Origin of the sequence: Variovorax flavidus (assembly GCF_030317145.1) — a bacterium.
Taxonomy (GTDB): domain Bacteria; phylum Pseudomonadota; class Gammaproteobacteria; order Burkholderiales; family Burkholderiaceae_C; genus Variovorax; species Variovorax flavidus.
Genome location: NZ_JASZYE010000001.1, coordinates 2,038,293 through 2,052,689 on the forward strand (window position 1 = coordinate 2,038,293; position 14,397 = coordinate 2,052,689).

Annotated in this window: 15 protein-coding genes; 6 read left to right on the forward strand and 9 right to left on the reverse strand. The window is 66.2% G+C overall.

The annotated features are described in order from the left end of the window. Positions 1-19 precede the first annotated feature (19 nt). The 4 genes from coxB (at position 20) to QTH90_RS09860 (ending at position 4,965) form a co-directional block, all read left to right on the forward strand. Complete coding sequence (gene coxB, locus QTH90_RS09845; RefSeq protein WP_286664271.1) at positions 20-682, forward strand: cytochrome c oxidase subunit II; 663 nt, start codon at positions 20-22, stop codon at positions 680-682. Beyond that, positions 679-3,213, forward strand: coding sequence for a cytochrome c oxidase subunit I (gene ctaD / locus QTH90_RS09850; protein WP_286664272.1), 2,535 nt, complete (start codon positions 679-681; stop codon positions 3,211-3,213). Before coxB ends, ctaD begins: the two co-directional genes overlap by 4 nt. Next, entirely contained in the window at positions 3,210-3,548 is a 339-nt protein-coding gene (locus QTH90_RS09855) for a hypothetical protein (RefSeq protein WP_286664273.1), read from the forward strand. Before ctaD ends, QTH90_RS09855 begins: the two co-directional genes overlap by 4 nt. Before the next feature lie 103 nt (positions 3,549-3,651). Beyond that, complete coding sequence (locus tag QTH90_RS09860; RefSeq protein WP_286664274.1) at positions 3,652-4,965, forward strand: ferredoxin reductase family protein; 1,314 nt, start codon at positions 3,652-3,654, stop codon at positions 4,963-4,965. A 111-nt stretch (positions 4,966-5,076) separates the two neighbouring features. Here the strand turns inward: QTH90_RS09860 and QTH90_RS09865 are convergent, their stop codons facing one another. From QTH90_RS09865 to QTH90_RS09885, 5 genes are all read right to left on the reverse strand, one after another. Next, the gene (locus QTH90_RS09865; RefSeq protein ID WP_286664275.1) at positions 5,077-5,940 is read right to left on the reverse strand and encodes a hypothetical protein; all 864 of its coding nucleotides are present in this window, start codon (positions 5,938-5,940) and stop codon (positions 5,077-5,079) included. Positions 5,941-6,159: 219 nt separating this feature from the next. Beyond that, the gene (locus QTH90_RS09870) at positions 6,160-6,399 is read right to left on the reverse strand and encodes a hypothetical protein (RefSeq protein WP_286664276.1); all 240 of its coding nucleotides are present in this window, start codon (positions 6,397-6,399) and stop codon (positions 6,160-6,162) included. Positions 6,400-6,401: 2 nt separating this feature from the next. Further along, entirely contained in the window at positions 6,402-7,070 is a 669-nt protein-coding gene (locus QTH90_RS09875; RefSeq protein WP_286664277.1) for a glutathione S-transferase family protein, read from the reverse strand. An 82-nt stretch (positions 7,071-7,152) separates the two neighbouring features. Further along, complete coding sequence (locus QTH90_RS09880) at positions 7,153-7,515, reverse strand: SPW repeat protein (protein WP_286664278.1); 363 nt, start codon at positions 7,513-7,515, stop codon at positions 7,153-7,155. A 68-nt stretch (positions 7,516-7,583) separates the two neighbouring features. Then, positions 7,584-8,099, reverse strand: coding sequence for a DUF3016 domain-containing protein (locus QTH90_RS09885; protein WP_286664279.1), 516 nt, complete (start codon positions 8,097-8,099; stop codon positions 7,584-7,586). A 253-nt stretch (positions 8,100-8,352) separates the two neighbouring features. On the opposite strand from QTH90_RS09885, the gene QTH90_RS09890 reads away from it, so the two are divergent. Then, positions 8,353-9,177: a class I SAM-dependent methyltransferase gene (locus QTH90_RS09890; RefSeq protein ID WP_286664280.1), complete on the forward strand. Its 825-nt coding sequence runs from the start codon at positions 8,353-8,355 to the stop codon at positions 9,175-9,177. Here the strand turns inward: QTH90_RS09890 and QTH90_RS09895 are convergent. From QTH90_RS09895 to QTH90_RS09910, 4 genes are read right to left on the reverse strand one after another with little or no spacing between them, the layout of a single operon-like run. Continuing rightward, on the reverse strand, positions 9,167-10,045 hold the full coding sequence (locus tag QTH90_RS09895; RefSeq protein ID WP_286664281.1) for a carbohydrate ABC transporter permease: 879 nt from the start codon (positions 10,043-10,045) through the stop codon (positions 9,167-9,169). The two genes, QTH90_RS09890 and QTH90_RS09895, sit on opposite strands and share 11 nt — an antisense overlap. Beyond that, positions 10,042-10,953, reverse strand: coding sequence for a carbohydrate ABC transporter permease (locus QTH90_RS09900; protein WP_286664282.1), 912 nt, complete (start codon positions 10,951-10,953; stop codon positions 10,042-10,044). Before QTH90_RS09900 ends, QTH90_RS09895 begins: the two co-directional genes overlap by 4 nt. 19 nt (positions 10,954-10,972) lie before the next feature. Then, on the reverse strand, positions 10,973-12,301 hold the full coding sequence (locus QTH90_RS09905; protein WP_286664283.1) for an ABC transporter substrate-binding protein: 1,329 nt from the start codon (positions 12,299-12,301) through the stop codon (positions 10,973-10,975). Between the two features lie 43 nt (positions 12,302-12,344). After that, positions 12,345-13,418 (reverse strand): ABC transporter ATP-binding protein, encoded by a 1,074-nt coding sequence (locus QTH90_RS09910; RefSeq protein ID WP_286664284.1) that lies wholly within the window; start codon positions 13,416-13,418, stop codon positions 12,345-12,347. A 231-nt stretch (positions 13,419-13,649) separates the two neighbouring features. Between QTH90_RS09910 and QTH90_RS09915 the strand changes: the two genes are divergently transcribed. Then, entirely contained in the window at positions 13,650-14,390 is a 741-nt protein-coding gene (locus QTH90_RS09915) for a FadR/GntR family transcriptional regulator (RefSeq protein ID WP_286664520.1), read from the forward strand. Positions 14,391-14,397: the final 7 nt, after the last annotated feature.

Consider the following 14,397-nt stretch of genomic DNA (forward strand, 5'->3'; position numbering starts at 1 on the left):
GACGCTCCAAGCCGGATCGATGGCGGCGCTCGCGGGCTGCAAGGGGCCGCTGTCGGCACTCGACCCCTCCGGGCCGGCCGCTGCATCGATCGCCACGATGTGGTGGGTCATGCTGATCGGCGCCGGCGTTCTCTTCCTGATGCTCATGACGCTGTTCACCCTGGTGATCCGGCGTCCGGGCTGGGGGTCCAGCGTGTCGCCCACGCGCTGGATCGTGATGGGCGGGCTGGTGCTGCCGGCGGTGGTCCTGCTGCCGCTGCTGGCCTATGGCCTCGTCGTCGGCGAGCGATTGCTGCCGCTGCCGGGCAGCGCGCCGCCGCAACGCATCGAGGCCGTGGCGCAGCAGTGGGCATGGACCTTCCGCTACCCCGAGCGCGGCGGCGTCGAGACGCGCAACGTCCTGCTCCTGCCCGCGGGCGCACCGGTCGACATGGTGGTGACGAGCAAGGACGTGATCCATGCCTTCTGGGCACCGCGCTTCGCCGGCAAGATCGATGCGGTGCCCGGCAAGGTCAACCGGCTGCGCATCCAGGCCGGCGAGCCGGGCCGCTACGAGGGAACCTGCGACGAGTTCTGCGGCACGGGCCATGCGCGCATGCGCTTCGTCATCATCGTCCACCGACCGGAGGACTTTTCCGCCGCGCTGACGCAGGCAACCACCGCACCGGAGGCGAAGCAATGAGCGACCCCGTCCAGCCGCAGGCAGAGGGCAGCGCGTTGCGCCTGCACCGCCAGCTGAACCGGATCTGGGCCACCGGCCCGGGATGGCAGCGCCTTGCCGCCGTCAATCATTCGGTCATCGGCGTGCGGATGATGGTCACGTCCTTCGTCTTCTTCGCCATCGCCGGTGTGCTGGGCATGCTGACGCGGGTGCAGCTCTCCACGCCGCACTCGGACTTCCTCGACCCGGAGACCTACAACCAGGTCTTCACGATGCACGGCTCGATGATGCTGTTCCTCTTCGCCATTCCGATGGTGGAGAGCTTCGCCGTGTACCTGACGCCCAAGATCCTCGGCACGCGCGACTTCGCCTTTCCGCGGCTGACCGCATATGGCTACTGGTGCTACCTGTTCGGCGGCACGATCCTCACCGTATCGCTGATCGCGGGCGTCGCGCCCAACGGCGGGTGGTTCATGTACACGCCGTTGAGTTCGAGCGCCTTCTCGTCGGGAATCAACGCCGACGTCTGGCTGCTCGGCATCACCTTCGTCGAGATCTCGGCCCTGTCGCTTGCGATGGAGATCACCGTCTCGATCCTCAAGATGCGCGCGCCCGGCATGTCGCTCGACCGCATGCCGATCTTCGGCTGGTACATCCTCGTGACGGCGATGATGATGATCGTGGCTTTCCCGCCGCTGATCCTGGGCTCGATCCTGCTGGAGATCGAGCGCGCCTTCGGCCTGCCCTTCTTCGATCCGACACGCGGCGGCGACTCGCTGCTGTGGCAGCACCTGTTCTGGCTCTTCGGCCATCCGGACGTCTACATCATCTTCCTGCCGATGGCCGCGGTGCTGTCGACCGTCATTCCGGTCTTCGCGAACCGCTCGCTGGTCGGCTACCGCGCGATCGTCGTCGCGATCATCGCGCTCGCCTTCCTGAGCTTCGGCATCTGGGTGCACCACATGTTCACCGTCGGCATCCCGCATCTGGCGCTCGCCTTCTTCTCTGCAGGCTCGGCGATCGTCGCGGTGCCCACTGCGGTGCAGATCTTCGCGTGGCTCGCGACGCTGTCGCACGGCAAGCCGCGCTGGGACGTGCCGATGCTCTACATCTTCGGCTTCTTCTTCGTCTTCGCGATGGGTGGCCTGACCGGCGTGATGCTCGCGATGGTGCCCTTCGACTGGCAGGCGCACGACACCTACTTCGTCGTCGCCCACATGCACTACGTGGTGGCCGGGGCGCTCGCCTTCCCGATGATGGCCGGGCTCTACTACTGGCTGCCGCTGCTGACCGGGCGCGCCGCCGTGCACCGCCTGTCGGTGCCCGCCTTCTGGCTGATCTTCATCGGCTTCAACATGACCTTCTTCATGATGCACCTGACCGGCTTGATGGGCATGCCGCGGCGCATCTACACCTACAACGGGGACGAAGGCTGGAACGCGCTCAACCTGCTGTCCTCGGTCGGCAGCTTCGTGATGACGATCGGCTTCGGACTGCTGGTGATCGACCTGATCGTGCAACTGCGCTACGGACGCCGCGTGCGGCGCGACCCCTGGCGTGCGCAGACCTTCGAATGGGCGATGCGGATTCCGCCGGCGCCTTATGCCTTCGCCTCGATCCCGCACGTGGGCGCGCAGACCGATGGCATCGCGCCGGGCGATCTCGCGCTGACGCTCGCGCGCGGGGAAGGCTATCTGGGCTTCGTGCGCAACGGCTGGCAGGAGACGATCGGCGTGCATGCGACGAGCGGCAAGCCCGACCAGCTGATCGTGCTGCCGAACCCGACCTATCTGCCGCTGGTCACCGCCATCGTCACCGCGGGCGCCGTGCTGGCGATGCTGTTCAGCTTCTACTTCCTGTCGCTCGCGCTGGCGCTGGTCACCTGCGGACTGTTCATCTTCGCGGGGCAGCGTGCCGGCTTGCCGCGCGACTACGGGCCGCTGCCTGTCGGCCTCGGCGTCGCCGTGCCGCCACACACCGAGGTGGCCAGTTCGCCGGCCTGGCTGTCGCTCATCTGCGCGCTGGTGGCCAACGGCACGCTGTTCACCTCGCTGGTGTTCGGCACCTTCTATCTCTGGCTCGCCGGCGCCCACTGGCAGACGATGCCGCCGCCCGAGCCGAGCCGCCTGCTGGCCTTTGGCGCCATCGCGGGCCTCGCGGTCGCGGCCGTGGCATCGCGCGGCTCGCTCAAGGCGGTCATTTCCGGGCGCGGCGCAATGGGCTGGATCGGCCTCACGGCGCTCATGCTGCTGGCCGCGATCGCCGCCACCGTGAGCCTGATCATGGGCGTCACGCCACGCCCTACCGAACACGCACTCGGTTCGACCGCCGCGGCGCTGCTCGGCTATGTGGGGCTGCATGCCTTCATCGGCCTGCTCTTCCTGTTCAGCAACGTGCTGCGCATCGGCGCCGGCTTCGTCTCGCAGCGGCGGCACACCGACCTGCGGCTGACGCGCCTCTGGATCGACTACACGCTGGTGACGGGCCTCATCGCGCTGGGGCTGGTGCTCGCGCTGCCCACGCTGGTGACCGTGCTCGGAGCGCGGCCATGAGCGCCGTACTGATCCCGCCGCGGCGTCTCTGGTGGCTCGCGGTCGGCTTCGTCGTCTGGTGCATCGCGCTCGTGGTGCTTTACGCGCTGCACGCCATCGGCTGCGCTTTCGGCTGGTCGGCCGGCGCGCTCCGCTGGAGCCTCGTCATTGCGTTCCTCGCGCATCTGGCCGTGATCGGGTGGATGTGGGGCCAATTCGCAAAGGGCTCGCCGGACCCCGCGACCGGAAAGACCGGCAGCTTCCTGCATGACGCCATCGTCTGGGCGACCATTGCCGCCTTCGCCAGCGGGGTGCTCGCCCTTGGTCCGCCACTGCTGCTCACCACATGCATCTGAAGGGACGAACACCTGTCGGAGATACCGCAGTACTGGCTTTGCCAGGCTGCCGGCATCGCCTCCTTGCAAACGGTGGGCGCCACAGCCAACCTGGGGGTGAGCCGTGACCTTGCGCAAGGCGGTGTGGTCCGCCATCTACCTGCTGTTCATCCTCGCCCCACTGCTCGCGCTGCTGACGGGCGCGTTGCCGCCCAGCCGCGATTTCTGGACGGAGTTCTCGGTCGCGCTCGGCTACTCCGGGCTCGCGATGATGGGCCTGCAGTTCGGCCTGACGGCGCGCTTCCGCTACGTCACCGACCCGTGGGGCGAGGACGTGATCTACCACTTCCACCGACGGATCTCGCTGATCGCGGTCGGGCTGGTGGTGGTGCACCCGCTCATCCTGATTGCGGCCGGGTCCGAGAAGCTCGCACCGCCCGAGTCGCTCAGGGACGTCCCGGCCGGCGCCGTCTTCGCTGTGATCTCCATCGGTTCGCTGATCACGCTGGTGATCATGGCGCTGTGGCGCACCCGGCTGAAGATCAGCTACGAGTTCTGGCACATCGCCCATATCGTGCTTGCGGTGGTCGCCGTCGGCGGCGGGCTGCTCCACATGATCGGATGGGGCTTCTACCTCGCCGACCCATGGAAGCGTGCGTTGTGGATCGGCATGACGATCTTCTGGATCGCGCTGCTGCTCTACGTGCGCCTCGTCAAGCCGCTCTTCATGCTGCGCCGGCCGTACCGCGTGGCCGAGGTGCGCAAGGAACGCGGAGACACCACGACGCTGGTGATGCGGCCCGATGGCCACGCGGGCTGGCGCTTCAGGCCTGGCCAGTTCGGCTGGCTGACGCTGTGGGGGAGCCCGTTCAAGATCACCGGGCACCCGTTCTCGTTCTCGTCCAGCGCCGAAGTCGACGACGGCCGCGTCGAGATGACGATCCGCAATCTCGGCGACTTCACGAGCGCGATCGCCAAGGTACCGGTCGGCCGGCGCGTGTACCTCGACGGGCCCTACGGCGCGTTCACCATCGGCAATCCGGCGGACATGCACGTGCTGATCGCGGGCGGCATCGGGATCACGCCGATGGTGAGCATGATCCGCACGCTTGCCGACCGTGGCGACAAGCGACCGCTGATCCTGCTCTACGGCAGCAAGGACTGGGAGTCGGTGACCTTCCGCGAGGAACTGGAGGCCTTGCAGAAGCGCATCGACCTCACGGTGGTGCATGTGCTCTCGCAGCCGCCGGAGGGCTGGACAGGCGAGCGGGGCTACATCGGCGCCGAGGTGTTCAAGCGCCACCTGCCGCCGGGCTATGCCGACCACGAGTACTTCATCTGCGGGCCGAACGTCATGATGGATGCCATCGAAGCGGCGCTGGGCGAGATGAAAGTGCCCCTCTCCAAATACCACTCGGAGCGCTACAGCTTCGTCTAGGAGGTTCCGATGCGCCGCTTGTTCGCCGACCGGCTGGCTCTTGCCACGGGCATCATCGTGGTGGTGGTCTCGATCGCGTTCGCCTTCTGGCGAGCGGCCGGAGCTTAGTAACTAGCGCGTCCCGGCCCCGCGTGTCGAATAGTTCACCAGAGGGCCCGGGCCGATCGCGATCGGCGGGCCCGGATCGTTGCTCGGCCAGGCAGCGGAGGCCTGGGGCGGAGCGCGCACGGCGTCGTAGCGCGGTCCCGGTCCGGGAATGATCGGCGGCCCGGGATCCGGGACTTGCCGCAAGGGTGTCGCGTTGCTGCCGGCCGCAACCGGTGCGCCCGGTGGCAGTCGCGAGTAGTCGTACAACGGGCCCGGGCCCGCGGCAATCGGTGGACCGGAATCAGGCTCGGCACTGCGACGTTCGAGCGGTGGCGGGATTGCGCTGACGGGTGGTTCATCGTCGCGCTCCCGGCTGGCCCTGCTCGCATAGGAACTCCCCTTCGACGGGCGCGCAGCGGATCGGGTCTCGGGCTTTGCGCTCGGTGTCGTGGCAACAGGCCGCTCGACCGTGCGCTCGGCAGGCCGCGAAGACGACTCCACGGCGGCGCCTGCCGCGCCGCGCCCGGGAAGCAAGGCATGCAAGGGCGAGTTGTTCTCACCGGGCGGTGTCGACGCAGGCCCCCTACTTTCGGCAACAGGGGGCGCTGGCGATGCCGGTACCGGTGCCGTTCCTGGCGCTGACGCCGGTGCCGGCGACGAAGAACTCGGCGAGGCGTTCATGAACGGCGCCAGCAAGCTCATGATCTCCGCCTTCAGCGGCGGCGCACCAGGCTTGTTCGTGACGTACAGACACCACAAAGTGAAGCCGACGATCATGGCAATGCCCCAGTAGCCAGCCTTCAGCCAGAAGGCTGCTGTCTCTGCAGGCAGCACCGGCACGGTCGCAGCGCCCCGCGACGACGGGTCGAAAACCGGGCGATGGGACATCACCGGGTCGATCGCGCCGGGCCCGGAAGCCTCGAAGCCGGGCAAAGGACGGGCGCATCCCGTGCAGAACTTGGCCTTCGCACGGTTGGAGCTCCCGCAGGCGTTGCAGACGACCGACTCCGACATGAATGTGAACCCCCTGGAAGACAGCGAAACTCTCTTTTTGCACGACTGCCGCGCGCTGTATGTCAGCAACTTCCTACGTTGCGCGTACGGCGGCTATTTCTTCGCCTCGGTCTTGAACAGGCCGCGGATGTTCAATGCCGCAAGGCACACCTGCAACGCAATCAGAGCCATCGCGCCGGTGTGCAGGCCCCAAGCGACCCACAGCACGTTGCTCGACAGAAACACCCAGAATCCGGCGTTGCGCCGCGCAGGCGAGTTGGCCGCCACCAGCCAGGCTGCTGCCACGGAAGCAGCGAAAGCCGGCCATTGAACGGTGTCCAGGAGATCGGGCAAGGTCAAGGTCCGTCCGTTTCCCAGCCGGCGCTGAACGGATAGCGCGCCTCCCACGATTGCACGAGACGCGGCTCCGCATCGACACGCCTGACGACTTCCGCCATTCGCGGGGCCTCACGGTAGAAGCGCAGGCGGCGCGGCTGCCACCGCGAGACCACGGTGACATATAGGTCCAGCACGCCAAGGCGATCGCCCAGCAGGTAGCGCGTTCCGCGCGGCATCTGCGCATCCATGATCCGCCAGCACTGCGCGATCCGCTCCGCACTCCGGTCCGCGACGACAGCCTCCGCTTCCGGCGAGTCGGCGAGCCGCGACGGGTCGTCTCGCACCCAGTACATCGCATAGATGGCCCCGGAGACGAAGGCCATCCATCGAAGAAACTGCGCGCGCGCGGGGTCGCCGGGACCCGGCGCCAGGCCGGCCTCAGGATAGCGGTCGGCCAGCCAGATCAGGATCGCCGCGCTCTCGGTCATGACTTCGCCGGAAGGCAGCACCAGGACCGGGACCTGCCGCATCGGGTTGACCGGATCGAGCTTTTCGCGCTCCGAGTCACCCTCCCAAGGCGCGACGTCCACAAGCTTCACGGGTGCGCCTATCAGACTCAGAGCGGCGTACACGGGCGTAGCGCCAGAGCCCGGCGCGCCGTAGAGGGTGAATGCAGGAGTGGCCATGAAAAGCCGAACCTACCCCCGCACGCTCAGACCCTTTGTAGGATTTGGGCGCGGCCGCAGGCTTGACGGCGCGCGCCGCGACTCAATGCGCCGGCCGGTGCCAGCTGCTGCTGTAGTCCTTGTCGGTGTACAGCGTCCAGAGGGCCAGCGCGGCGATAACGATGCCGGTGAACACCGCGGCCAGCATCGGCACTTGCAACGCGTTGAAGCCCAGTACCCAGGGCGAGACCACCAGCCACACGCCCAGCGCGCATTCGGTCCATTCCTCCCAGGCGCGCGGAACGATCATCGCGCCCAGCGCCGCCGCAATGAGCGCCACGCCCACCAACACCGCGTTGGCCGTGGGCGAGACCACGTCCTGGAAGCCCAGGGCCCAGGGCGACAGAACGACCCAGACGCCCAGCAGGGCATTGACCACATCCTGCCAATGTTTCAGTTGCTTCATGACACACCTCCTGCCGCCGGACAGACCGCTGGAGCGCGCCAGGCGGCAATCCGTTGGATCACGCAGGATCAGCCGTGTTCCGCCGGCTTGACGAATCGACGGTCGAACCAGTTGTCCAGCATGGCCTTTTCGTAGCGCAGGCGGTCGCTGACCGAATAGCGGTTGACGGTCATCAGGTAGTTCAGGTCGGACACCTGCTCCTCGGCACTCGCCACCACCTGATCGCCGCGCGTCAGCGTGTAGCGCAGCTTGATGCGCGGCCAGGTGATGTCGCGCAGGATGCGGACGTCTCCGTAGGAGCGTGTGCGAAAGGGTTCGAACCAGCCGGCGAGGTCGATGTCGAGCACCTCGATACGCAGCGAATCGCCAGGAGGGAGGCCGCGGTCGGCGAGTTCCCTCAGGTGGCGTTCGATGTCCCGCAGCACTGCTGCACGCTCCCGTTCGCTGCCGTACGGATGCGAGTAGACGGCGTCCCTGAAGTTTTCCGGTTGAACGAAGACGACCGACAGATCCGCCGCCTGAACAGCGGCGCACGCACCGGCGGAAAGCATCGCCGCCACCGCGAAACCGAAGGGGCTGGACATGGCGTCCTCCTTCTCGAAGTTCAGGTTCTCTCTGACAGTCCGGAACGGCAACGGTTCCGTACAAAGGGCGTACACGGTGCAAGCAAAGTAAACGACACCGTCCACCGTCCACACTTTGGAGGATGACGTCGTCATCCGCGGACTTCCCAATAGCCTGGACATCATCGCCGCCTTGCTCATTTACATGCGGCGCAATGCGTGGTCGCCGGCGAATGGAGACATACCGACCCACCCCTCGGAAAGGGAACGCGCCTTGGATTCAACGGACGTAGCCAGACATTGGGAAGCCAACGCCGAGGCGTGGACCCGGCAGGCCCGCAACGGATTCGACATCTTTCGCGATGCGGTCAATACACCTGCCTTCATGGCCCAGCTGCCGTCCATTCAGGGGAAGGAGGGCCTGGACGTCGGCTGCGGCGAAGGCTCCAACACGCGGCAGCTCGCCCGGCGCGGTGCGGCGATGATGGCGGTCGACATCGCGCCGACCTTCGTCCGGCATGCGCAGGAAACCGAATGCAAGGAGCCGCTGGGGATCGAATTCCGCGTCGGCGACGGCATGGCGCTGCCCTTCGATGAAGCATCCTTCGATTTCGTGACGGCCTTCATGTCGCTGATGGACATGCCGGACCCGCAGCGCGCATTACGGGAGGCGAACCGGGTGCTGCGGCCCGGCGGATTCCTGCAGTTCTCCATCCTTCATCCCTGCTTCGTGCCGCCGCATCGCAAGGTGCTGCGCCGGCGCGACGGCAAGACGCGCGCCATCGAGATCGGCGACTATTTCGCGTCGACGACGGGGAGAGTGGACACTTGGTGGTTCTCCATGCTGTCGAGGAAGCAGCGCAAGAAGGTCGCGCCCTTCCAGACACCCATCTTCCACAGGACGCTCAGCCAGTGGATCGACCTCGTCATCGGCGCGGGCTTCGCGATCGAGAAACTCGGCGAGCCCACGGCCGGCGCCGCATCGGGCCGCCGCGAGGCGGTGCTGGAAGACACCGAGGTGGCGCCCCTGTCGCTGATCGTGCTCGCGACCAAGCGCCGGGCCGCAGGCGCCGCTCCTTCGCCCGTGCCTACTCCTTGACGGAGCCCGTGAGGCCCGAGACGTAGTACTCGACGAAGAACGAGTAGATGAAGGCCACCGGCAGCGAACCCAGCAGCGCGCCCGCCATCAGCGGACCCCACTGGTAGACGTCGCCCTGCACCAGTTCGGTGACCACCCCCACGGGGAGCGTCTTGATCTCCGACGACGAGACGAAGGTCAGCGCATAGATGAACTCGTTCCACGACAGCGTGAAGGCGAAGATGCCGGCCGAGATCAGCCCCGGCACCGCGAGCGGCAGCACGATCTTCACGAGGATCTGCCAGCGGCTGGCCCCGTCGATCAGCGCGCATTCCTCCAGCTCGGCCGGGATCGTGCGGAAGTAGCCCATCAGCAGCCACGTGCAGAACGGGATCAGGAAGGTCGGGTAGGTCAGGATCAGCGCCAGGCGCGTGTCGAAAAGGCCGAGGTTGAAGACCACGTTCGCCAGCGGAATGAACAGGATCGACGGCGGCACCAGATAGGCCAGGAAAATCGCGAGCCCGGTCTGGCGCGAGCCCCTGAAACGCAGCCGCTCGATGGCGTAGGCCGCGAACACCGATGCCGCCAGCGAGAAGAAGGTGGAGACCACCGACACCAGCACCGTGTTCCACAGCCACTCCGGGTAGGCCGTGTCGAAGAGCAGCTTGTGGAAGTGGGCGAGCGTCGGCCCGATCACCCAGAACGGATTGCCTTCGCGCGACAGCAGTTCGGCCTCCGGTTTCACCGAGGTGATGGCCATCCAGTAGAACGGAAACAGCAGGACGAACAGGAACACCAGCAGCGGCAGGTAGACCGTGATCGCCTTGCGCGGCACGGACTCCAGATAGCTCATGCCGACGACGTCGATCTTCCCCGCGCTCGTGCTCATTTGTCGGATCCCCCCTGTTGCCAGGCTCGTCGCTGCAGGCCGAAGAAACTGAACATGATGCAAGCCAGCAGGAATGGAACCATCGCAATCGCAATGGCCGCGCCTTCGCCGAGCGCACCGCCGGAGATTGCGCGCTGGAAGGACAGTGTCGCCATCAGGTGCGTCGCGTTGAGCGGCCCGCCGCGGGTGATGACGTAGATCAGCTGGAAGTCGGTGAAGGTGAACAGCACCGAGAAGGTCATGACCACCGCGATGATCGGAGTGAGCAGCGGCATGGTCACGTGGCGGAACTGCTGCCACGGCGTGGCGCCGTCGATGGCCGAAGCCTCGTAGTACGACGGCGAGATGGTCTGCAGACCCGCGAGCAAGGTGATGGCGACGAAGGGCACGCCGCGCCACACGTTGGCGGCAATCACCGCAAAGCGCGCATTCCACGGATCGCCGAGAAAGTCGATGTACTTGTCGATCAGACCCATCTTCATCAGCGCCCAGCTGATGATCGAGAACTGCGAGTCGTAGATCCACCAGAACGCGATCGCCGACAGCGCGGTGGGCACGATGTAAGGCAGCAGGATGACGGCGCGGAAGAAAGTCTTGAAGCGAATGTTCTTGTTCAGCAGCACCGCCAGCCACAAGCCCAGGAAGAACTTGAACACGCTCGCCACTGCCGTGTAGAAAAGCGTGTTGAACAAGGCCAGCCGCGTGACCGCGTCATTCCAGAGGAACTGGTAGTTCTCCAGCCCGATCCACTCGCCCGGCCGGCCGACCTTGGCGTCGGTGAAGCCCAGCCAGGTCCCCAGCCCGAGCGGATAGGTGAGGAACACCAGCAACAGCACCGCCGCCGGCAACATGAACATGAAGCCGAGGGCGTTGCGGCTGTTCTGGAACTTGGCCAGTCGAGTGGTCATCGAGTCCCGTCGGAAGGCGTCAAACCTTGTAATAGCGTTCGGCGCGCTTCTGGGCGCGTTCGGCGGCTTCTTTTGGCGACTTCGAACCGCTGGCGGCCTCGGCCACCATGTTGGGAATGATGAAGTCGGCAGCCGCACCGGCCGATGCATAGCCCAGCTTGCCCTCGTAGCCGGCCGGCCGCAGATTCTTGACGGAGTCGCGGTAGGGCGTGTTCTTCGGGTCGACCGTCCAGATCGGGTTCGCCTCGTAGGCCTTCAGCGGCTGCGCCACGTAGCCTCCGGCGCCCTTGAGCCAGTCGTCGAACTGCGGCCGCTCCATCATGAAGCGCAGGAACTCCTTGGCGGCCTGCGGGTACTTGGTGTACTTCATGACCATCTGGTTGAAGAACAGGTGCGACTCGGTCGGCACGCCCACCGGCCCGACCGGAAACACCGCGTGATTGATGTCGGCCGCCATTTCCTTGACCTTCGGATCGGGCGAGTTCTTCGCCGCGTAGTAGATCGAGATGCCGTTGTTGGTGATGCTGATCTGCCCGTCGAGGAAAGCCTTGTTGTTGTTCGGATCCAGCCACGACAGCGTGCCGGGGATGAAATTGGCGTACAGCTCCTTGGCGTACTCCAGCGCCTTGAGCGTCTCGGGACTGTCGATCACCACCTTGTTGTTCTTGTCGACCAGCTTGCCGCCGAAGGACCAGATCAGCCAGTTGGTCCAGGTGCTGTCGCCAGTAGCGTTGCCGAGCGCCATGCCGCCGGGGGTGCCCTTGTCCTTGAGCGCCTTGTAGAGCTTGAGGAACTCGTCGTTGGTCGTCGGGAACTTGTCGAAGCCCGCAGCCTTGACCATGCTCTCGCGGTAGACGATCAGCGAGCCGGATGCGCCCAGCGGCAGGCCGATCCACTTCTTGCCGTCCGGCCGCATGAAGAGTTCGCCGGCCGTGTACCAGCCGCCGTATTTCTTGCCGAGGTATTCGGCCAGGTCGGTCACGTCGAGCAGCTTGTCCGGATAGAGGTTCGCGTCATCGTTGGTCGACAGGATGATGTCCGGCCCTGCACCGGTATTGGCCGCCACGGCCGCCTTCGGCCGCACGTCTTCCCAGCCTTCGTTGTCGACGCGCACCTCGATGCCGGTGGCTTCGCTGAACTTCTTGACGTTCGCCATGTAGGCGTCGATGTCGCCCTGCACGAAGCGGCTCCAGCGCAGCACCCGCAGCTTGGCGCCCTTCTCGGGCTTGTAGGTCAGTGTCTGCGCATTCGCCAGCGGCGAAAAAATCGCGGTGCCAACGCCCAGCGAGGCAGCGGCGGCGATGCCGGCCGAACTTTTCAGAATCTTGCGGCGATTGAAGTCACTCATTCATGTCTCCTGTTGTTGAACGGCCAGAAAGAAACTCAAAAAATCAAGCCACCAGCCGCTGGCCGGTGCCCGCATCGAAAAGGTGTGCGCGCTGCAGATCCGGCTGCAGGCGGATCAGGGTGCCCGGCGCGAAGTCGTAGCGTTCGCGGAAGACGGCGGAGATCTCGGTGCCTTCGTGCCGGCATGCGACGAAGGTGTCCATGCCGGTCGGCTCCATCACGACCACCTTCGAAGGAATGCCGCCGTTGTCCGAGAGGCTCAGATGCTCCGGGCGAGTGCCGTAGACGACCGGCTGGCCGTCGACGCCGCCGGCGAGCAACGGTGCATCGAGCTGCGTGCCGTCCGCCAGTTCGACCTTCGCCGCGCCGGCACCGCGCCGCAGCGTGCCCGGCAGGAAATTCATGGCCGGCGAGCCGATGAACCCGGCGACGAACTGGTTCGCGGGATGGTCGTACAGGTCGAGGGGGCTGCCCGTCTGCTCGATGCGGCCATCGCGCATCACGACGATCTTGTCGCCCATGGTCATGGCCTCGATCTGGTCGTGCGTGACGTAGATGGAGGTGGTCTTCAGGCGCTGATGGAGTTCCTTGATCTCGCTGCGCATCGCCACGCGCAGCTTGGCGTCGAGGTTGGACAGCGGCTCGTCGAACAGGAAGACCTGCGGGTCGCGCACGATGGCCCGGCCCATCGCCACCCGCTGCCGCTGGCCGCCCGAAAGCTGGCGCGGATAGCGCTCCAGCAGCGGCGTGAGCGCGAGGATCTCGGCCGCGCGGCCGACCTTCGCCTCGATCGTCGGCTTGTCGGTCTTCGCCAGCGCCAGCGCGAAGGCCATGTTGTCGCGCACCGTCATGTGCGGGTACAGCGCGTAGTTCTGGAAGACCATCGCGATGTCGCGCTCCTTGGGCGGCAGGTCGTTGACACGCTTGTCGCCGATGCGGATCTCGCCGCCGTTGATCTCCTCGAGCCCGGCGATCATGCGCAGCAGCGTCGACTTGCCGCAGCCCGACGGGCCCACCAGGACGGTGAAGGAGCCGTCCTTGATGTCGATGTCCACCCCGTGGAGGATGGGAACATCACCGAAGTTCTTCTTGACTGCCTGGATCGTGACACTGGCCATGCACTGGAGTCCTGAAAGTTCGCGGGTCGACGCAACGACACGGAACGCTCCACGTCGCAAACGCGGAGTATTGGCACTGCGCCAGACCCGCGCATCAGGGCAAACCGGTACGCATTAACCCCCGTAGATTTGTATGATGACCTGATAACCGAGCTCAATTCCCCCACCGCCGTCCGGACTTCGGCCCAGTCCCAGCCCCTGCAGTTGATCGTCGATCGGCTGTCGGATCGGTTGGCGGCGCTGTTGAGCGCGCAGATCGAGTCGGGCGCCCTCCAGCCCGGCGACCGGCTGCCGACCGAGCAGCAACTGGCCTCGGCGCACGGCGTTTCGCGCACGGTGGTTCGCGAGGCGGTGCACCAGCTCAGGTCCAAGGGGATGGTGCAGTCTCGCCAGGGCTCCGGCGTCTACGTGGCGCCACGGCCGGTCAACCTGCCGCTGGCCTTCGACCCGGCCGTGCTGACCTCCGTCCAGGCCGTCGTCCACGTGGTCGAGGTGCGGCGCGTGCTCGAAGGCGAGATCGCCGCACTCGCTGCCGAGCGGGCCACCCGCGCGCAGATCGCGGCATTGCGCCGCGCGCTCAAGGCCATCGACGAGGCCGTGGCCGACGGCCGCGACGGCGTTGCCGAGGACCTGGCCTTCCACCGCGTGATCGGCGAATCGACCGGCAACCCGCAGTTCCGGCTGCTACTCGGCTTCCTGGAGCAATACCTGCGCGAAGGCATGCGCATCACACGCGGCAACGAAGCGCGGCGCATCGACTTCATGACGGCGGTGCAGAGCGAGCACCGCGCCATCTTCGAAGCCATTGCCGCGCACGATCCCGTCGCGGCACGGCTTCATGCAACTGAACATCTGATCCGCGGCGAGCAGCGGCTGGTCGAGGGCGGCATCATCGATGGCCGTCGCCGACAGGCGGCGGCAAAAGCCGTGCGCGCCGCGGAATCTTCCACCCCACGACTTCGCAAGCAATGAAGGAGAC

Coding starts and splice junctions, on each gene's coding strand:
- QTH90_RS09880 (WP_286664278.1), bottom strand. CDS start 7,515: ATGAAGCAACTGAAACATTGGCAGGATGTGGTCAATGCCCTGCTGGGC.
- QTH90_RS09885 (WP_286664279.1), bottom strand. CDS start 8,099: ATGTCCAGCCCCTTCGGTTTCGCGGTGGCGGCGATGCTTTCCGCCGGT.
- QTH90_RS09855 (WP_286664273.1), top strand. CDS start 3,210: ATGAGCGCCGTACTGATCCCGCCGCGGCGTCTCTGGTGGCTCGCGGTC.
- QTH90_RS09900 (WP_286664282.1), bottom strand. CDS start 10,953: ATGACCACTCGACTGGCCAAGTTCCAGAACAGCCGCAACGCCCTCGGC.
- coxB (WP_286664271.1), top strand. CDS start 20: ATGGCGGCGCTCGCGGGCTGCAAGGGGCCGCTGTCGGCACTCGACCCC.
- QTH90_RS09895 (WP_286664281.1), bottom strand. CDS start 10,045: ATGAGCACGAGCGCGGGGAAGATCGACGTCGTCGGCATGAGCTATCTG.
- ctaD (WP_286664272.1), top strand. CDS start 679: ATGAGCGACCCCGTCCAGCCGCAGGCAGAGGGCAGCGCGTTGCGCCTG.
- QTH90_RS09905 (WP_286664283.1), bottom strand. CDS start 12,301: ATGAGTGACTTCAATCGCCGCAAGATTCTGAAAAGTTCGGCCGGCATC.
- QTH90_RS09875 (WP_286664277.1), bottom strand. CDS start 7,070: ATGGCCACTCCTGCATTCACCCTCTACGGCGCGCCGGGCTCTGGCGCT.
- QTH90_RS09910 (WP_286664284.1), bottom strand. CDS start 13,418: ATGGCCAGTGTCACGATCCAGGCAGTCAAGAAGAACTTCGGTGATGTT.
- QTH90_RS09865 (WP_286664275.1), bottom strand. CDS start 5,940: ATGTCCCATCGCCCGGTTTTCGACCCGTCGTCGCGGGGCGCTGCGACC.